The sequence below is a fragment of the Dickeya parazeae Ech586 genome (assembly GCF_000025065.1).
Lineage (GTDB): Bacteria > Pseudomonadota > Gammaproteobacteria > Enterobacterales > Enterobacteriaceae > Dickeya > Dickeya zeae.
The window spans coordinates 2,296,575-2,314,862 of sequence record NC_013592.1 but is presented as its reverse complement, the minus strand read 5'-3'; the positions used below and the strand labels follow the sequence as shown (position 1 = coordinate 2,314,862).

Below are 18,288 nucleotides of genomic sequence, written 5' to 3'. Positions count from 1 at the left end.
GTTATCTCCTTATGCCGCGTACCACTGCACCGGCCGCCATCGCCAACAATCCGGCCCCCGCCAGCGACAACAGCATCAGCATCACTGCCACGACCGCCGCCTGGTTCCAGCCATCGCTTCCCGACTGTTGTACCCGCAACATCAGTTGTGACATGGAGTTCAGGTTGACCGGCCCGGCAACCGACTGAAAGGAAAAGTCACCGGCAGCACCGATGAAGATCAGCATCATGGCGGTCTGCAACGCCCGTAACGTTAACGGCAGTACAATCCGCCAAAAGCGAACCCAGACACCGGCCCCCAGATTACGGGCGGCCTCCAGCACCGTTTCGCCGATAGCCTGCACGGAACCACTCACCAGCAACAACGCAAACGGCATCTGTTTCCAAATCTGAAGCAGGATCACGCCGATACCGTTGGCGTCATTCTGCATACGGATAGGCCGCTCCGTTATCCCCAGCCGTAACATCGCGACGTTGAGAAACCCCTGATAAGAGATAAAGTTGACGAACAAAAACGCCGCTGTCAGCCCCGGCACCAGTAACGGCGCTTTAAGTACCGCACGTAAGGTAACAGCCCCCGGAAACGGTTTACGTAGCCAAATGGCTAATGGGTACGCCAGTGCAACGGACAACACGGCGCTAAACAAGGCAATGCGGGCTGAATAGAAAAAAGAACGCCAGAGTTGCTCGTCTGCCAGCATGACCTGCCAGAAACGCAGCGAAAACGCACTGTCACCGGCAAAATTGAAAAAACCCAGCGACTGGGAGAATGCCATCCCCAGTACCGCGCCCATCGCCAGTACAATAACCCCCACGCCAGGCAACAGTAACAGGTAAGCCATGAATGACGATTTCATGTCACCTCCTCGCGCAAAAAACGCAACGCGTCAAGCGGTAGCGAAAAGGTGTAGGTTTCACCTTCCAGTAACGGCTGGTATCCCAACAGTTGGATGCGATAGCAGGTCATGTCGGAATCTGGTGGGCTTCCCTCGATGTCGGTCAGATTGCCGAGGAAAGTATGGCGTTTCACCCGCAGAGAAAAAATATTCTGCCCCGTCGCCGACATGGACAGCAGACTGGCGTTTTCAGGACGCCAGCACAGATAGAGTCGATCCCGAATCGGCGGTTCGTCGGATGCCACGACCAACTCGCCCAGCGGCGTCGCCACCCGATAATGTCCGCAGAGTTCATCCCGCGACATGACGGTGCCGACCATAATATTGGCGGTACCAATAAAATCTGCGACAAAGCGGTTAACCGGCCGCTGATAAATATCCTGGGGAGTACCGGCCTGGATGATACTGCCGCCGTGCATCACCATCACCTTGTCAGACATGGCTAACGCTTCAGCCTGATCATGCGTGACATACACAGCGGTAAAGCCCTGTTTGCGTTGTAACGTGCGAATCTGCAACCGCAGTTGCTCGCGCAGTCGGGCATCCAGGTTGGACAAGGGCTCATCAAACAGCATCACGTCCGGTCGCACGGCCATGGAGCGCGCCAGCGCCACGCGCTGTTGCTGCCCGCCTGAGAGCTGAGCAGGCAATTTATCCAGATGTCCGGCCATCGCCACCGTCAACGCCGTTTCCACGACCCGGTGGCTTAGCGCCTCTCCCGACACCCGCCGTTGCTGTAATCCAAAGGCAATGTTTTCTGATACGGTCAGGTGGGGAAACAAGGCATAAGACTGAAAGCACATCGCGGTGTTGCGTTTCTCTGGCTCAAGACCATTCATCTCCCGCCCACCAATACGAATGGCCCCGCCATCCAGTGGCACAAAGCCAGCAATAGCCCGTAAGAGCGTGGTTTTGCCGCATCCAGACGGCCCCAGCAGGGTAACGAACTCACCTTCGTTAGCCTCGAATGACACCCCCTTGAGTACAGGCGTATCACCGTAAGCCACACTGGCGCGCTCCACTTCCAGTCTACTCATCACACGCTCCCCGTCGTTTGTCAGGCACCTGTTTAATCAGGTGAAAACGCTGCCAATTAAATTTATAATGCATTATGCATAATAATAATGACAAATACGTTTCAAATGCGTCACAGAAAATAGACAACACAAATAAATGATATATAAAGAAATATATTTAAATTAACTGTAATATCTCAAAAAATCGCATCAGCCATAGGGTTGTATCTGATATCAGAGATAATTATCATTCTTTATGTTTGATAATTGACAGCATGGTATTTCCGGCATGCCCTCTGGCATCAGCAATGAGCTAACCGCACGACGGGGCGTGATAAAAGGATCATAAACACCATGAAGACACACGCAGAGGCTCGCGCCTGATGTGGCCAATACTTCACGACAATGCAAGTGTTACCGTGAATGAACGTCTGGTTCTGGATATCGTTCGTCGTAACCGGCACATCATGCGCTCTGCGGTGTCACCGCAGACCAACCTGACCCAACCCTCTGTACACCGCATCATCGATAACCTGCTGGAGCGTGGGCTATTACAGTTAGGTGAAAGCATTGTACATGGCCGCGGGAAACCCAGCCCGGCGCTGGAACTGGCGCCGTCGGCTCGTTATAGCATCGGTATTTCGGTAAATACCGATGCGCTGACGTTTTGCCTGTGCAACTTCAGTTGCCAGGTGGTCTATGAAGAAACCCTCGATATTCCGCTGGATGACCGTACGCGTGCGTTGTTTATGTTGAAAGACCAGGCGCGTAAGGCACTTCAGCGGTGCGCGATCCCCACGTCAGCCGTGGTGGGCATAGGGTTCGCTATGGCAGGCTATCTGGTGGAAGAAAAACGGTTGTTTAACGCACCGGAACCGCTTCGCGACTGGTCACTGGTGGATATCAAAAGTGAGCTGGAAACCCTGTTTGATCTGGAAGTCTGGACTGAGAATAACGCCACCACCGGTGCGATTGGCGAATCCGTGCTGGGCGCGGGGCTACAGTACCCGACCTTCGGTTACCTGTCATTCAACTATGGCTTTGGCGCGGGGCTCATCCTCAATGGCCAGTCCTTTGCCGGTTCTTTCGGCAACGCCGGAGAAATCAGCCGTATTTATACCAGGCAGGAGTTCTCCTCCCGCCCCGCACTGGGCGAATTGCTTAAGCGGCTTAATGCACAGGGGATCGATATTCAGCGGGTCAGCGCCCTGCGTAAACAGTTCAACCCACAGTGGCCGGGTGTGTCAGACTGGGTTGAAGAAGTCAGGCCCTGCCTGAACCGTGCCATTGATGCGCTGCGGGCGGTCGTCGACCCGGCGGCGATTGTCTTTGGCGGCGAGTTACCAACAGCATTGGGAGAGATGTTACTGAACGTGCCCCCCACCCAGCAGCCGCCACGCTATGGACACGCCGCCCGTTATCCCCGGCTATTGTTAAGCCAGATTCAGCATGACCCGGCGGTGATTGGCGCTGCACTCATGCCGCTCAAGGCTCGCTATTTTGCCTGAGTAAGCGGTTGTACAAGGCGCGTTATCACAACATTGCCACCATATTAGTGACAACGTCACTTTACGCAATAACATCGGTGGCCTCCGTCAGCAGAGCCACCAGCGTTGCGACCTCTGTGTCGTAAGGCTGTTTATCCTCTTCTACGACCAGATAGAGCGGCGTAAAACGCCGCCCGCCTTGTGGCAAGGGCAGCAATTTCAGTATGCCGGACGCCAGACCATCGGCCACACGCGCTTGCGGCATCCAGCCATAACCCACACCGTGCATCACCGCTTCGATGGCTGCTTCCACCGTGGTAAATGTCCAGTTTTCCGTGCTGGCGGGTTTATGCAGGCTCTCTTTCTGCTGTTGTCTGTCAATAATTTCAATCAGTGGATACGCGCTAAGATCCGCAAATGACAACGGCTGCGCCTGCTGATGCAACGGATGGTCTGCCCGCGCGACAGCAACGAATGCCATATCCATCAATAATCGTCCTCGGTTAATCCCCTCCCACGGCTGGGAAATCAGCCAGATATCAGCCTGATAGTCGGCAAGCTGCGCCCGACTCTCGCTGCGTAGCACCTCCATTAAATGGACTTGAGTGTGCGGATGACGCGACTGGAAAGTACGCAGCACCGCAAACAAAGTCGGTTTGGGGAAAATACTATCCACCACCAGATCAATTCTGGCCCGTCCGCCGCGCCGCAGCATGTCTGCCCGCGACTCCAGCGAGTGAAAGGCATTAAGCAGCGGAATGGCCTGCGTCAGCAGTTGCTGCCCCTGTGCAGTCAACACCGTCCGACGCCCGGATGGCACCAACAACGAGACCCCCAGCCGTTCCTGCATCAATGATAATTGGTAGCTCACCGAAGACTGGCTACGGTTAAGCGCTTGCGCGGCCTGAGCAAACCCACCCAGCTCCACCACTGCCCGCAACAGCGCCCATTGTTCCAGTGTCGTTTTCGTCAGCATCTGCGTCATTCCATCTGTTGGTCTACCGGCATAAGCCAGCCAATCAATCTAATTATTGAATTAATTAACACTAAAAACAGCGTTATTCATCAATTTATTCAGGCCTTATACTCTGTTTCAGCCAACAATAAGGAAAACAGTATGAGTACTTTCGACAAACACGATCTCAGCGGTTTTGTAGGAAAACACCTGGTTTATACCTACGATAACGGCTGGAATTACGAGATATACGTGAAAAATGGTCACACATTAGACTACCGCATTCATAGCGGTATCGTGGCCAATCGTTGGGTAAAAGATCAGGAGGCGTTCATTGTCCGTGTCGCCAGCGATGTTTACAAAATTTCCTGGACAGAGCCGACCGGCACCGACGTGAGCCTGATAGTCAACCTGGGCGATCGCATTTTTCACGGCACCATTTTCTTCCCACGCTGGGTCATCAATAACCCGGAAAAAACCGTCTGCTTCCAGAATGAGCACATTCCGTTGATGGAATCTTACCGTGCAGCAGGCCCAGCCTACCCGACAGAAGTGATTGACGAATTCGCCACCATCACGTTTGTGCGTGACTGTGGTGAAAACAACAATAGCGTTATTGATTGCCCGGCCAGCGACTTGCCGGACAACTTTCCGCAGAATCTGCGCTAATTCCGCTATATCAGCCAGATAACGATGCCATAAAAAACAGCAGGCCGAATGGCCTGCCGTTTTTGTCTGTCATACCGATGGTAGTCGGCTTAAAACGTTGTCCAGTTATCCGCCGAAGTATCGGCTATAGCGCTATTACCTGGTGTGGTATTGCTACCCGGTAATGCCGCTTGTCGATTTGCGATCTCTGGCCGACGCAGACGGCTGGCCAACATCGGTGTGTTGCCTGATGTCTGAGGCTCATCCTGCGCTGACAGGCGGAAGACCGACACCAGTTGCGAGAGCCTGGCGGCTTCATCTTCCAGAGAATTCGCTGCCGCAGAGGATTCATGCACCATCGCGGCGTTCTGCTGAATAGTCGAATCCATTTCGGATACCGCACCACCAATCTGCGCAATACCACGACTCTGTTCATCCGACGCGGAGGCAATGTCTCCCATAATGTCGTGTACCCGTTTGACGGACGCCACAATATCATCCATCGCGCTCCCGGCATCGGATACCAGTACCGTCCCGGTATTAACCCGGCTCACTGATTCTGAAATCAGCCCTTCGATTTCTTTGGCCGCCTGTGAACTACGCTGCGCCAGATTGCGGACTTCACCGGCTACGACGGCAAACCCACGTCCTTGCTCACCGGCGCGCGCGGCTTCCACGGCAGCGTTGAGCGCCAGAATATTGGTCTGAAACGCAATGCTGTTAATGACACTGGTGATATCGGAAATCTTTTTCGAGCTGCCGGAAATCTCGCCCATCGTCTGGACGACCCGGTGAATAATCTCACCACCACGATTCGCGTTATCCGTGGCCTGTTCGGAAATCTGGCTGGCATGACGCGCATTATCCGCATTGTTTTTCACGGTGGCGGTCAACTGTTCCATACTGGCTGCGGTCTCGACAATCGCGGACGACTGCTGTTCGGTGCGTGAGGACAGGTCATGGTTGCCCGCCGCAATCTCAGAAGAGGCTTTGGCCACGCTATACACACTATGTCGGATATCGGCTATCAACTGACGGAGTTTTTCCGTCATCGACATCATTGCCAACGTCAATTGTCCCAGTTCATCATGCCGCGCCACGGTCACACTGGCGGACAAATCGCCACTGGCTATCTTCTCCGCCAGTTTCAGGTTGGCGATCACCGGCCGGGTAATCTGGCGCGTAACCGACCAGGCGATCAACAACCCCAGAATAACGGCGGTGATGCCGCAAATAACCGTCTGGAAGACAGAGTTATTAATAATATCGTTGTTGCGAGCACCGATCTTTTTGAGAACACCATCGATATCGCTAATCAATTTATCCCCGGTCGCCCGGAGTGCAGAATCAGACGCCTTCAGTTGATTCACGTTGTCGTTATATTTCACCCCACTCTGGTTGTAGCGCTCAATACGTTCGCCAAGCTCGCTGATGCTATTTTTCACCTCGCCAGGGAGTGCGCTATTCAAGCTATCGAAAGATTTTTTCGCCTGATCGTAGGCACTTTTCACCGCCTTAAATGACGCGTCACTGTTCTCTTTTTGCAACAAATGGACCTTATCCACCAATTGCCCATAGAGGACAGACGTTTGATGATATTGGCGTAATAGATTGATGTCATTTGACAGGGTGTACAGCGCATCACCGGGAGCGGCTTGTTGGTCAAGTGTCGAGATGCCTTTAATCACTTCATTCATACCCTCGACACTGCTTTTGATGCGGTCGATATTTTGGGTGTAATCGGCAAAGTCCTGCTCCACATTTTTGAAATCGCCCTGATACGTCTCATCCCATTTCAGCGCCTTCGCTTTATCATTTAATTGGCGAGCCTGCTGCAGGTATTTATTCAGGTTAATCAGGTTGTCATCATTGAGGGTATAGGTGAATTTAATGCGGGCGATTCGAGTCAGATCGATGAAATTGCCCATTTCATTCATGATCGAACTCTTAATATATAAATCACGAATCGTGAAAAAACGGACTGAGCTAAACGTTGATGCCAGAATAACCAGCAACAATACAATGCCAAATCCGCCATATAACTTGTGAGAAACCTTGAGATTTCGCACATAACGCCCAAACACACTCATCCTTGCCTCTCCGACTTAAGTGGAATACGCCCTGATTAAAAGCGCACAGATATTTTACTTATCGGAAATGTTTGATTTTATTTTAGCAATTAAACGTGATTAAAATCACAACTTATAACAAATTTAGCGCTTAATTAATCATTGGTGATTTTTTATCATCACTTGCAGCCCATAAAAAAGCCCTACCGACCGGCAGGGCTGAGCCATCAGGCGATGACAATTACGCTATTTAGTCGCCAGCAGACTTTTTCCGATGGACAACACCACACCGGCCTGGCGCTGCTGTGCCGGTTCAAACGCTTTATTGTCCACCAGTGTGACCGGCTGGATCTCCACCACCCGACCTTTCACCACGGCGGAACATAATGAATGCACAACCTGGTCATTCAGAATGGTCAGCAGACACCGGAATTTTGGTGTGCCATCGGCAACCAGCTCCTTTTTCTCCGGGCGAATTCGCTGGCGTAACATCTCTTTCTCGGAACTGGCAACCGCAGCATCCAGTTCAGTTTCACTAGTCGCTTCCTGCCCGCTGATTGATGGCGGAATATAAATGGTGACCAGCGTCTTACGTTTCGTTGCGGTATCTACATACTCGGCCTGCACGGAATGCTCTTTGGCATCCACTTCCACACCGCGGCGTTTTAAGCCATCAACCACCTCCGGTAACGCATCAGCCAGTTGTTGCGAGGTATAACCGGCAATCAGATCCGGATTTTTGTTATCGGCGAAACCGCAGAGCGGCATTGCCAGCAACAGGCCACACAGCCCTTTCGTTACCACACCCTTACTCATTTTTTTCGTCTCCTTCATGCCTGATTTTTTAATCACATTTTCCATCCCCTGATTACACTATATATCGAATTGTTGTTTTATCAGTGTGATAGACCCAATTTTTGTCCTGTGTCGACGATTACACCGTCTGGCGATGCTCAAACTGCGGGTGTGGCTGGCCCTTCCAGCATTGATTTCCGTCGACAAAACGTGACAACGTCACTAAAAACTGGCGCGCTATACCGTGCCGACTATATTTGGCTTGAGGGAATCCGTTTTCTTGGGTACCCGTTGATGAGGTAAACGGGCGTTTTATGCCCTCGGCATGACCGCTGATGTTGCCGCGTAATAATCAGGACTGCGGCAATACACGACAATGGAAACAAGGGAGTATCATGAAACTCAACGCACTGATTCTGTCTGGCCTGTTCATCAGCGTCATCGCCCATGCGGCCAGTACAACCGTCACACTGAAAGAGGCGCTACCTACTGGCGATGGCGATACGCTTGGTAATATCACTATCACTGAAACAGAGTATGGCCTGTTGTTTAGCCCCAACCTGAAAGGGTTGCAACCGGGCATTCATGGCTTCCATGTCCATGCTAATGCCAGTTGTGCGCCAGGTACGCAAAATGGCAATACTGTACCGGCACTGGCGGCGGGTGGACATCTGGATCCACAAAAAACCGGTCGGCATCTTGGCCCTTACAATGATAAAGGTCATCTGGGCGATCTGCCTGGTCTGGTCGCCAATGCTGATGGCAGCGCCACGTACGAGGTACTGGCGCCACGGTTGAAATCGCTATCGGAAGTGAAAGACCACGCCTTGATGGTTCATACCGGTGGTGACAACTACGCCGATACACCAAAGGAACTCGGCGGCGGCGGAATGCGCATTGCCTGCGGCGTTATCCAGTAACGGACTCCGGCCGATACGACAGCGCACTGTATCGGCCATCCTCTGGCAGTAATCCGTGCGATAGCCACCCTATTCACCCCAAAATACATTAATAAATCTAAGTAATTTCATTTTTCACAAAATAATTTTCTTATCATTCCCTAACTCGTTCATCTACCACTATCATCAATGTGATCCCGCACACGGAATTAGATTTCTTGCCTATTCGAGTGATGGCAGGTGATCCCGATCACCCTACACTCTATTTGCATCTCGTAGGATAAAATCAGGCTTCCCATTAAATTAATTTAAATATAGGGAGTGGAAATATCATGTCATCTTTCCTGAGCCATATCGCAATCCCGGGCTTAACAAGGAATCGCCCAGCACGTGGCACCTATCGTTGTGACGCTTTACCTACCTCGTTGTCCGCTCTCGGGCTCCCCTCAAAGCCGGGATTGTTGTTGGCATTCGTCCCCCCTGAAGCCAACTTCTCCGAGGTCAATCGCGCCTGGCAACGATTTTCAGCCCCTAATCGCACCGTGATCACCCTCTCCTCCACCGGTGCATTATGCAGTCAGCGTAATCGCTCTGCTTATTGCGAGATGAATAGCCCGCAAGGCAGTTGGTTATGGATGCCTCAATCGCTGATCGCCAGACATGAGGTACATCTGGTCGATCTACACATGCATGACAAACCCAGCGCTCGCGTCAGAATCGACGCTATTAAACGAGAACTGGAGCGCCTGAACGTCAGTATGCCGCTCTCTCCGGATAACACCTTTGCGCTGATTTATTGTGATGGTCTGGCGGCATCGGAAGGGTTTTTGATGCAGGCCTGGTACGCCTGCCGCCGTTTCCCCTGCCTGACCATTGGCGGTGCGGCAGGTGGACGGCTCGATTTCAGCGGCACCTACATTGGTGCGGATAACGCTGTGCTACAAGGAAAGGCGGTGATCGTGTTCTGTCAGATGGCGCCCGGCAAATCATTCGCGCCATTCAAAAGCCAGAACTTTGAACCGACAAAACAGAGCTGGCTGGTGGCAGAAGCTGACCCTGTCGCCCGTACGGTGAAATCTGTTTTCGATGCCCACGGCCATGAGCAGCCGATCATTGAAGCGATCGCTACCTGTTTACGCTGTCCACCAGGTCAAATCAGCCAGCATCTGACAGGAAAAACGTTCGCAGTTAAGGTCAATGACGAGTACTTCGTTCGTTCCGTCGCCGCCATTAAAGAAGACCATATTGCCTTTTTCTGTGACCTGGAATTTGGTGACCGACTGCATCTTATGCAATCAACCGATTTTATCGCCACCACCGAACGGGACTGGCAACAATTTGTGTCACAACATGGCAAACCGGAACTGTTACTGCTCAATGACTGTGTGCTGCGCCGGGTTGGCAACACCAATCTGGAGCAAGCTCAGTTTTTTGATCAGGTTCCCGCCGCCGGGTTTTCCAGCTTTGGTGAAATTCTTGGGGTACCCATCAACCAGACGCTATCCGCACTGGCATTTTTTGACCGTGACGTGAAAGCCATGAACCATTTCCCGGTCGAATACGCCGCCTACGCCGGTCATTATGCCCAACGCGCCCTGCGGCGTTGGGAAGCCCTGCATGACATTCAGTCGGCCGTAGTCAAACAGGTGGTTGATTATGAACAGGCGTTGGCACCGCTGTTGATAGCCATGCCTCAACTGGAACAGGCAACGCTACGCCAGAGCGATACACTGGATGTGGCTCAAAGCAGCATCCGTGCAATTAGCGACTCCGCCTCAAAAACACAAGAAGCACAGGTTCGGCTGGAAACCGGCCTTAACGACCTGGAACGCATTTCAACCAGCATCAGTCATATCACCAGCGGTATCAATGCGATTGCGGATAAAACCAACTTGCTGGCACTGAATGCCGCCGTAGAGGCCGCCCGCGCGGGTGAGGCAGGTCGGGGATTCGCCGTGGTCGCGGATGAGGTCCGCAAACTGGCCAGTTCCTCTAAAGAGCAGGTTGACGCGACGACCCACAGCATTAATGAAGCCGTTCAAACCATCGCGCATATTCGCTCCATTGCTCAGCAAACCGTAACGACCACTGCGCAAATGGCGGATAAAAGTATCTCGGCAGCAAACCAAATCGCCACCATGAGTGCCGAAACCGATAAGGACCGGGCCAACATGACGGCGAATCTGGGTAATCTGAAAGATCTCGCCAAAGGTATGGACGCCATGCAAGACGCCGTTAACCAGTTGACGACACTTCAAAAACTGGCCTCATCCTGAATCTGCCGTACCCTGGAGGTGCTGGCCGTTTACCCGGCTATCACCTCCAGCCCTTTCTAAAAAATCATGCAGTTTTTATGTGACAGATGTTGCTATTAAAGCGACAATGCGCCCACGCTTAAATCTGGTTACCACGTCACTGTTATTGGCTGACGTTACATAACACGATATCCATGCAGACATTTTTATTTGATTCGCTCCCCACGCCCATTGGGGAATTATTATTGATTGCTGATGAAAATTATCACCTTAGAGCGGTTGAATGGCGTGAATATGAAGAAAATTTATATCAATCGCTGAATAAACGTTACCGTCATGACTCGTTCGTGTTAAAAGCCTGTAATAACCCCGGTCAATTGACCGATGCGTTATCCGCCTATTTCGCAGGCGACCTGAACATTATTGAGACCTTGCCAGTCGCGGCTGCAGGCACTGACTTCCAGCATCAGGTCTGGCAGGCGCTTCGTACCATACCTTGCGGCACGACAACCACTTACGGCGAACTGGCTGCCAGACTCGGGCAACCAGGTGCCGCCCGCGCCGTTGGACTGGCCAATGGTTCCAATCCCATCAGTATTGTTGTCCCCTGCCATCGCGTTATTGGTGCGCGAGGTGCGCTCACCGGTTACGCCGGCGGCATTCATCGTAAACAATGGTTATTAACCCACGAAGGGTATTTACCACAGCAAGATTTATTCAATAGCAGACGCTAAGTTAGTGAAAATCCGCGAGTGGTGAGGCGAAGAATCCAAATATCGTGCCAAAAATATTAATAAGCTCACTATTTACTTGTCAGTTCCAGAGATAGCAGATCTTATCAGACCCAATAAAAGCTGTTAAAATTGACCAATATCAATTATCGCCTGAGTAAAGTCTATGATTCCTGAAAAGCGAATAATCCGACGCATTCAGTCTGGCGGCTGCGCAATCCACTGTCAGGATTGCAGCATCAGCCAACTGTGTATTCCTTTCACACTGAACGAGCATGAACTCGACCAGCTCGACAACATTATCGAAAGGAAAAAACCCATCCAGAAAGGGCAAGCGTTGTTCAAGGCCGGTGATGAACTGAAATCACTGTATGCCATCCGCTCAGGCACCATCAAAAGCTACACCATCACCGAACAAGGCGATGAACAAATCACCGGTTTCCATCTGGCAGGCGATCTGGTTGGGTTTGATGCTATCGGCAACGCCCAGCACCCCAGTTTTGCTCAGGCCCTGGAAACGTCCATGGTGTGTGAAATCCCATTTGAAACGCTGGACGACCTGTCCGGTAAAATGCCCAACCTGCGTCAGCAAATGATGCGGTTGATGAGCGGCGAAATCCGTGGCGATCAGGACATGATCCTGCTGTTGTCGAAGAAGAACGCCGAAGAGCGCCTGGCTGCCTTTATCTACAATCTTTCCCGCCGTTTTGCCCAGCGCGGTTTTTCGCCTCGCGAATTCCGGCTGACCATGACTCGCGGCGATATTGGCAACTATCTGGGCCTGACGGTAGAAACCATCAGTCGCCTACTCGGTCGCTTCCAGAAAAGCGGTATGCTAGCTGTAAAAGGCAAGTACATCACTATCGAGAATAATGAGCTTCTGGCCGAACTGGCTGGCTCATCTCGCACGAAAGCTTAACACCCCCTGTACAGCGCCGGATCAATGATTGCTCTGAATTGTTGATCCGGTCGCGCTCATCGTATTGTTCAAAGCGATTTCCTTGCGTTACTCTTAACGGGCAGGCTGCAGAGTGACAGCCAACAGGAGGAGCTATGGCGAAGTATCAGAATTTACTGGTAGCTATTGACCCCAATCAGGATGACCAGCCCGCACTGAGACGGGCCGTTTATCTGGTCCAGCGGCTTGGTGGTCGTATTAAGGCGTTTTTGCCTATCTACGACTTTTCCTACGAAATGACTACCCTGCTCTCTCCGGATGAACGAACCGAGATGAGACAAGGGGTTATCGCCCAACGAACCGAATGGATTGCGGAACAGTGTAAATACTATCTTGATGCGGGGATCCCCATTGATATCAAGGTCGTCTGGCATAACAAACCTTATGAAGCCATTATTCAGGAGGTGATTGCTGGTAAACACGATTTATTGCTCAAAATGGCTCACCAGCACGACAGGCTGGAGGCGGTGATTTTCACCCCGACCGACTGGCAGTTATTGCGCAAATGTCCTTGCCCGGTCTGGATGGTGAAAGACCAGCCCTGGCCGGAAGACAGTCGCGCACTGGTGGCGGTCAATCTGGCGAGTGAAGACCCCTATCACGACCCGCTCAATATAAAACTGGTATCCGAAGCACTGGATTTGGCTCGTCAGGTTAACCAAACCGAAGTCCACCTGGTCGGCGCTTATCCGGTCACCCCCATCAATATCGCCATTGAGCTACCGGATTTCGACCCCGGTGTCTATAACGGAGCTATCCGCGGCCAACACCTGCTGGCGATGAAGTCTCTGCGACAGAAGTTCAATTTGGATGAACGCGTCACCCACGTGGAAAAAGGTTTGCCGGAAGAGGTCATTCCCGACCTGGCGGAACATCTGCAAGCTGGGGTGGTGGTGTTGGGATCGCTTGGGCGCACCGGCCTGTCCGCTGCGTTTATCGGCAACACGGTAGAACACGTGATCGATCATCTAAAATGCGATTTGCTGGCCATTAAACCAGACGATTTTGTCTCTCCGGTCACATTGCAGGGTGAAAATGACGCGGGTAATCAGGAAAAGGCCAACTGACCACCACGTCGATACAGCCCCGTAACCTTCAATAACAACAGGGGCCATCGGCCCCTGTTGTTTTACTGATGTTTCATCGTATGGGTGCTGATTACAACGCTTTCAGAATCGCTTCCACGCTTTCTTTGGCATCGCCGAACAGCATTTGGGTGTTCTCTTTAAAGAACAGCGGGTTCTGCACACCAGCATAGCCGGTATTCATTGAGCGCTTGAACACGATAACATTCTGCGCTTTCCAGACTTCCAGTACCGGCATACCGGCAATAGGGCTGTGTGGATCTTCCTGGGCAGCAGGGTTAACGGTATCGTTAGCGCCGATCACCAACACGGTATCGGTATCGGTGAAGTCGTCATTGATTTCATCCATTTCCAGCACGATATCGTAAGGTACTTTCGCTTCCGCCAGCAAAACGTTCATATGCCCAGGCAGACGACCGGCAACCGGGTGAATACCAAAGCGAACCGTAATACCGCGAGCACGCAGTTTAGCGGTAATGTCATGCACTGGGTATTGCGCCTGCGCCACCGCCATACCATATCCCGGCGTAATGATCACCGAGGTCGAGTTTTTCAGCAGTTCCGCAACTTCCTCCGCGGTGGTTTCACGATGTTCACCTACCGCTTCATCGCTACCAGTCGAAGAGCCATCCGTACCGAAACCACCGGCAATAACGCTAATGAACGAACGGTTCATCGCCTTACACATGATGTAAGACAGAATCGCACCGGAAGAACCCACCAACGCACCGGTCACGATGAGCAGGTCATTGCTCAGCATAAACCCTGCCGCCGCGGCCGCCCACCCTGAATAGGAGTTCAGCATGGAAACGACTACCGGCATATCAGCACCACCGATAGAGGCCACCAGATGCCAGCCGAACGCCAGCGCAATCAGCGTCATCAGCAGCAACGCGAATGCCTGCATTCCAGCACTGCCGGTTTTGACAAACACCAGCAACAACAGGAATGACAGTACCAACGCCAACAGATTCAGCTTATGGCGATTAGGCAGCATCAGTGGTTTCGATGAAATCAAACCACGCAGTTTACCAAACGCGACAATCGAACCGGTAAAGGTCACCGCACCGATGAAAATACCCAAAAATACTTCGGTCAGATGGATATTTTCCATGATGGGTTCAGCAATATCGGCTTCGCCAATAAAGCTGTTGAAGCCAACCAGTACCGCCGCCAGGCCAACAAAGCTGTGCAGAATCGCGACCAGCTCCGGCATTTCGGTCATTTCTACCTTGCGAGCCAGGCGCACACCGACAGTGCCGCCGATCACCATCGCTACGAGAATCCAGCCTACGTTCCCGGCATGCGGCCCCAGGATGGTCGCCAACAGCGCAATGGCCATCCCGCTAATACCGAAAATGTTCCCCTGACGGGACGTCTCGTGTTTGGATAAACCAGCCAGGCTGAAAATAAACAGAATTGCAGCAACGATGTATGCTGCTGTCACTAATCCTCCAGACATCCGTTACCCCTTAATTCTTACGGAACATTTTCAGCATGCGCTGAGTGACGGTAAACCCGCCGAAAATATTGATGCTGGCGATCAGCACGGCAATAAAGGAGAGAAAAGATACCCATCCCCCATGCCCAATCTGCAACAACGCCCCCACCACAATAATGCCGGAAATCGCATTGGTGACCGACATCAATGGCGTGTGCAGCGCGTGACTGACGTTCCAGACCACGTAGTATCCCACCACGCAAGACAGCGCAAATACCGTGAAGTGAGACAGGAACTCTTTCGGTGCCACGTTTGCCAGCCAGCCAAACAATACTATCGCCAACGCGATGAAGATAAATTTCTTCCAGGGCGAAGTGGGTTTCGCTTCTTTCGGTGCAACCGCTGCTGCCGGTTTAGCCTGCTGCGGTTGTGCCGAAACCTGAATCGGCGGGGCTGGCCAGGTGATTTCACCCGCTTTAACCACCGTTACGCCACGAATAACGTTATCTTCGAAATCAATATCGATTTCGCCGTTCTTCTCTTTACACAACAGCTTCAGCAGATTCACCAGGTTAGTGCCGTACAACTGTGACGACTGGGTCGGCAGGCGACTGGGCAAATCGGTATAACCGATGATCTTCACGCCGTTTTCTGTCACCGTAACCTGATCAGCAACGGTCAGCTCACAGTTACCGCCGGTCTGTGCTGCCAGGTCGACAATCACACTACCGGGTTTCATGCTTTGCACCATTTCACGGGTGATCAGTCGCGGTGCCGGTTTGCCCGGGATCAGCGCAGTGGTGACGATAATATCCACTTCCTGCGCCTGTGCCGCGAACAACGCCATTTCGGCCTTGATAAAGGCTTCAGACATCACTTTGGCGTAACCGTCACCACTGCCTGCTTCTTCTTCGAATTCCAGCTCCAGGAATTCGGCGCCCATACTTTTCACCTGCTCTTTAACTTCCGGGCGTGTATCGAATGCACGAACAATGGCACCCAGGCTTCCAGCAGCCCCGATCGCGGCAAGCCCTGCCACACCAGCACCGATGATCATCACCTTCGCCGGTGGTACTTTACCTGCCGCCGTTATCTGACCGGTAAAGAAACGGCCAAATTCATGCGCCGCTTCAACAATGGCACGATACCCGGCAATGTTTGCCATCGAACTCAGCGCATCCATGGACTGGGCACGGGAAATACGCGGCACAGAATCCATCGCCAGAACGGTCACCTGACGCGCCGCCAGTTTTTCCAGCAACGCCGGATTCTGAGCAGGCCAGATGAAACTAATGATCGTGCTGCCAGCGCGGGTTAACTCTATTTCTTCATCCAGCGGCGCATTCACCTTGAGCAGAATATCGCTCTGCCAGATCTCCGCTGTATCCAGAATTGTCGCGCCGACTTGTTCGTAAGCACTGTCCTCGAAACTGGCTGGTTTGCCTGCCCCACGTTCAATAGCGACCTCAAAGCCCAGTTTCAGCAGTTGCTCCACCGTTTTTGGCGTGGCTGCGACACGGGCTTCATTGGCCAACCTCTCTTTTGGTACACCAATACGCATTGTGAATCCCTTTTCGTTGTCACGAAGGTTTTATATAGGCTATGTCAATCACTTGAAAAATGACTTGTCGCTGTTACCAGCACCCGCGGCGGCAGCGATAAGTCCCTTTATAACCTACTTAAAATGGAATTAATGATCCACTGCTAAAACCATTACGTTCTAAAAGCAGAGTTATGACAGGCAGCTATGCCCATTTACGGTCAAAAATCACAGCTAAAACAAGTTTTTCTACCATTATTGCTACAACAATATTCAAAGGCACCTCACAAAAAGGCGCTGTTAACGCTTTGTTAACTGCATTAATTGCGATAAATATCGTTTATAAAATGAATTCGATTATTAATGGTGATTATTTTCATTTTTCTCTTTCTCTGCTATTCGCGCATGATTTTGTAAGATTTGGCTTAAAATGCAGAGGCATAACATCAGGTTCCATGCCATAATCAGCGGCTACCACATAAAGATGGCTTGGAACGTATTCACCGTATGCGTCAGGCGAAAGGATTTTTTATGAAGCTGAGAACTAGCGTTGTTGCATCCACACTCTTATCAATAGTAGCGTTTTCGACGCAGGCTGCGCAGGAACTTACGCCAGAAAAAGCACAATCACTACAGCCCTTTAAGCGTATTACCTTTTATGGTCGTTACGATGCTATTTATGAAGCAACTGCCGATGCCTCCCAAAAGGCCGATGAGAGCGGTGCAGCGGCGTTTTACATTCAGGGTACTTCCGAAGTTAACGGTGGCCGTTGGCAGGTGACCGTTGATTTGTATAAAAAAGATGCACCGGCTGCCGTCAAAGATACATCTTACCGTGAATTCAGTGGCGTTAAAGAGTTGCCAAAAGATGAAGCGGTGCGCCAGGAACCTTATGATACCGTTACCGTAACTGGTTATTTCGGCAATCAGCCAGAAGTAAACGAGGCTATCGGTAAAGCCGCCCAGCAAAAAAAGGCATACTCTTTCTATATTGTTCGCCAAGTCGATATCAACTCCAGCGGTGCCACTCAGTCAGTTACCGCTTTTATCTATAAGAAAGATGCGCCAAAACGTCAGGTACAAAGCCCCGATGCTATTCCGGCAGACTCTGAAGCGGGTAAAGCAGCAATTGCTGCTGGTGGTGCCGCCGCCTCTAAAGTGGAAATCCCCGGTGTGGCCACCTCTTCGAGCCTGAGCGACAAGGTGGGTAACTTTTTCCAGACCCAGTCTTCAACCGTAGGCTCTCGTTACACGGTAACGATGCCGGATGGCACCAAGATTCAGGAACTCAACAACGCCACTGCCGCTCAAATGGCACCGTTTGACTCCATTAGCTTCCGCGATAGCTTTAGCAGCCCGACAGATATCTCCGAAGCCGTTGCCAAACGTGCTTACAAGAAAGGTGCCAAGTTCTACCACATCACCAAACAGTGGCAAGAAAACGGCGACCACTACACTATCGGTGCCGATCTGTACAAATAATCATCGCGTGTGATGCATAAAAAAACCGCCAG

16 protein-coding genes are annotated in these 18,288 nt (G+C 51.7%); 9 read left to right on the top strand and 7 right to left on the bottom strand.

Annotated features, from left to right (window positions below):
• Window position 1 precedes the first annotated feature (1 nt).
• A complete protein-coding gene (locus DD586_RS10105; protein ID WP_012884713.1) occupies window positions 2–856 on the bottom strand; it encodes an ABC transporter permease in 855 nt (284 codons plus the stop codon).
• Window positions 853–1,932 (bottom strand): ABC transporter ATP-binding protein, encoded by a 1,080-nt coding sequence (locus DD586_RS10100; RefSeq protein ID WP_012884712.1) that lies wholly within the window; start codon window positions 1,930–1,932, stop codon window positions 853–855. Before DD586_RS10100 ends, DD586_RS10105 begins: the two co-directional genes overlap by 4 nt.
• 362 nt (window positions 1,933–2,294) lie before the next feature.
• On the opposite strand from DD586_RS10100, the gene DD586_RS10095 reads away from it, so the two are divergent.
• Window positions 2,295–3,419, top strand: coding sequence for an ROK family transcriptional regulator (locus DD586_RS10095; protein ID WP_012884711.1), 1,125 nt, complete (start codon window positions 2,295–2,297; stop codon window positions 3,417–3,419).
• A gap of 61 nt (window positions 3,420–3,480) precedes the next feature.
• On the opposite strand, the gene DD586_RS10090 is transcribed toward DD586_RS10095, so the two are convergent.
• On the bottom strand, window positions 3,481–4,374 hold the full coding sequence (locus tag DD586_RS10090) for a LysR family transcriptional regulator (protein WP_012884710.1): 894 nt from the start codon (window positions 4,372–4,374) through the stop codon (window positions 3,481–3,483).
• Window positions 4,375–4,515: 141 nt separating this feature from the next.
• On the opposite strand from DD586_RS10090, the gene DD586_RS10085 reads away from it, so the two are divergent.
• A complete protein-coding gene (locus DD586_RS10085; protein WP_012884709.1) occupies window positions 4,516–5,022 on the top strand; it encodes a phenolic acid decarboxylase in 507 nt (168 codons plus the stop codon).
• An 89-nt stretch (window positions 5,023–5,111) separates the two neighbouring features.
• Here DD586_RS10085 and DD586_RS10080 read toward each other — a convergent pair whose 3' ends face one another.
• The gene (locus DD586_RS10080; protein ID WP_012884708.1) at window positions 5,112–7,091 is read right to left on the bottom strand and encodes a methyl-accepting chemotaxis protein; all 1,980 of its coding nucleotides are present in this window, start codon (window positions 7,089–7,091) and stop codon (window positions 5,112–5,114) included.
• A 225-nt stretch (window positions 7,092–7,316) separates the two neighbouring features.
• Window positions 7,317–7,886, bottom strand: a complete 570-nt coding sequence (locus DD586_RS10075; protein ID WP_012884707.1) for a hypothetical protein — start codon at window positions 7,884–7,886, stop codon at window positions 7,317–7,319.
• Window positions 7,887–8,260: 374 nt separating this feature from the next.
• Here DD586_RS10075 and sodC point away from each other — a divergent pair, with 374 nt between their 5' ends.
• From sodC to uspE, 5 genes are all read left to right on the top strand, one after another.
• Window positions 8,261–8,785: a superoxide dismutase family protein gene (gene sodC / locus DD586_RS10070; RefSeq protein WP_012884706.1), complete on the top strand. Its 525-nt coding sequence runs from the start codon at window positions 8,261–8,263 to the stop codon at window positions 8,783–8,785.
• A gap of 311 nt (window positions 8,786–9,096) precedes the next feature.
• Window positions 9,097–11,040: a methyl-accepting chemotaxis protein gene (locus DD586_RS10065; protein WP_012884705.1), complete on the top strand. Its 1,944-nt coding sequence runs from the start codon at window positions 9,097–9,099 to the stop codon at window positions 11,038–11,040.
• Window positions 11,041–11,213: 173 nt separating this feature from the next.
• Window positions 11,214–11,753 carry a methylated-DNA--[protein]-cysteine S-methyltransferase gene (gene ogt, locus DD586_RS10060; protein WP_012884704.1) on the top strand — a complete coding sequence of 180 codons (540 nt, stop codon included), beginning with the start codon at window positions 11,214–11,216 and terminating at the stop codon, window positions 11,751–11,753.
• Window positions 11,754–11,916: 163 nt separating this feature from the next.
• The gene (fnr, locus tag DD586_RS10055) at window positions 11,917–12,669 is read left to right on the top strand and encodes a fumarate/nitrate reduction transcriptional regulator Fnr (RefSeq protein WP_012884703.1); all 753 of its coding nucleotides are present in this window, start codon (window positions 11,917–11,919) and stop codon (window positions 12,667–12,669) included.
• Between the two features lie 134 nt (window positions 12,670–12,803).
• Complete coding sequence (gene uspE, locus DD586_RS10050; RefSeq protein WP_012884702.1) at window positions 12,804–13,775, top strand: universal stress protein UspE; 972 nt, start codon at window positions 12,804–12,806, stop codon at window positions 13,773–13,775.
• Window positions 13,776–13,866: 91 nt separating this feature from the next.
• Here uspE and pntB read toward each other — a convergent pair whose 3' ends face one another.
• Both pntB and pntA read right to left on the bottom strand, forming a co-directional pair.
• Window positions 13,867–15,255, bottom strand: coding sequence for a Re/Si-specific NAD(P)(+) transhydrogenase subunit beta (pntB, locus tag DD586_RS10045; protein WP_041164410.1), 1,389 nt, complete (start codon window positions 15,253–15,255; stop codon window positions 13,867–13,869).
• Window positions 15,256–15,265: 10 nt separating this feature from the next.
• Window positions 15,266–16,795, bottom strand: coding sequence for a Re/Si-specific NAD(P)(+) transhydrogenase subunit alpha (pntA, locus tag DD586_RS10040; RefSeq protein WP_012884700.1), 1,530 nt, complete (start codon window positions 16,793–16,795; stop codon window positions 15,266–15,268).
• A 173-nt stretch (window positions 16,796–16,968) separates the two neighbouring features.
• Between pntA and DD586_RS22020 the strand changes: the two genes are divergently transcribed.
• Window positions 16,969–17,238 carry a hypothetical protein gene (locus DD586_RS22020; protein WP_152426592.1) on the top strand — a complete coding sequence of 90 codons (270 nt, stop codon included), beginning with the start codon at window positions 16,969–16,971 and terminating at the stop codon, window positions 17,236–17,238.
• Window positions 17,239–17,305: 67 nt separating this feature from the next.
• Complete coding sequence (ydgH, locus tag DD586_RS10035; protein ID WP_012884699.1) at window positions 17,306–18,256, top strand: DUF1471 family protein YdgH; 951 nt, start codon at window positions 17,306–17,308, stop codon at window positions 18,254–18,256.
• Window positions 18,257–18,288 lie beyond the last annotated feature (32 nt).

Bases quoted from the DNA above. Each gene is read 5' to 3' on its own strand.
- uspE (WP_012884702.1), top strand. From the start codon at position 12,804: ATGGCGAAGTATCAGAATTTACTGGTAGCTATTGACCCCAATCAGGAT.
- ogt (WP_012884704.1), top strand. From the start codon at position 11,214: ATGCAGACATTTTTATTTGATTCGCTCCCCACGCCCATTGGGGAATTA.
- DD586_RS10100 (WP_012884712.1), bottom strand. From the start codon at position 1,932: ATGAGTAGACTGGAAGTGGAGCGCGCCAGTGTGGCTTACGGTGATACG.
- DD586_RS10080 (WP_012884708.1), bottom strand. From the start codon at position 7,091: ATGAGTGTGTTTGGGCGTTATGTGCGAAATCTCAAGGTTTCTCACAAG.
- DD586_RS10065 (WP_012884705.1), top strand. From the start codon at position 9,097: ATGTCATCTTTCCTGAGCCATATCGCAATCCCGGGCTTAACAAGGAAT.
- ydgH (WP_012884699.1), top strand. From the start codon at position 17,306: ATGAAGCTGAGAACTAGCGTTGTTGCATCCACACTCTTATCAATAGTA.
- DD586_RS10090 (WP_012884710.1), bottom strand. From the start codon at position 4,374: ATGCTGACGAAAACGACACTGGAACAATGGGCGCTGTTGCGGGCAGTG.
- pntB (WP_041164410.1), bottom strand. From the start codon at position 15,255: ATGTCTGGAGGATTAGTGACAGCAGCATACATCGTTGCTGCAATTCTG.
- DD586_RS10095 (WP_012884711.1), top strand. From the start codon at position 2,295: ATGTGGCCAATACTTCACGACAATGCAAGTGTTACCGTGAATGAACGT.
- pntA (WP_012884700.1), bottom strand. From the start codon at position 16,795: ATGCGTATTGGTGTACCAAAAGAGAGGTTGGCCAATGAAGCCCGTGTC.
- DD586_RS10085 (WP_012884709.1), top strand. From the start codon at position 4,516: ATGAGTACTTTCGACAAACACGATCTCAGCGGTTTTGTAGGAAAACAC.
- fnr (WP_012884703.1), top strand. From the start codon at position 11,917: ATGATTCCTGAAAAGCGAATAATCCGACGCATTCAGTCTGGCGGCTGC.
- sodC (WP_012884706.1), top strand. From the start codon at position 8,261: ATGAAACTCAACGCACTGATTCTGTCTGGCCTGTTCATCAGCGTCATC.
- DD586_RS10075 (WP_012884707.1), bottom strand. From the start codon at position 7,886: ATGAGTAAGGGTGTGGTAACGAAAGGGCTGTGTGGCCTGTTGCTGGCA.
- DD586_RS10105 (WP_012884713.1), bottom strand. From the start codon at position 856: ATGAAATCGTCATTCATGGCTTACCTGTTACTGTTGCCTGGCGTGGGG.
- DD586_RS22020 (WP_152426592.1), top strand. From the start codon at position 16,969: ATGACAGGCAGCTATGCCCATTTACGGTCAAAAATCACAGCTAAAACA.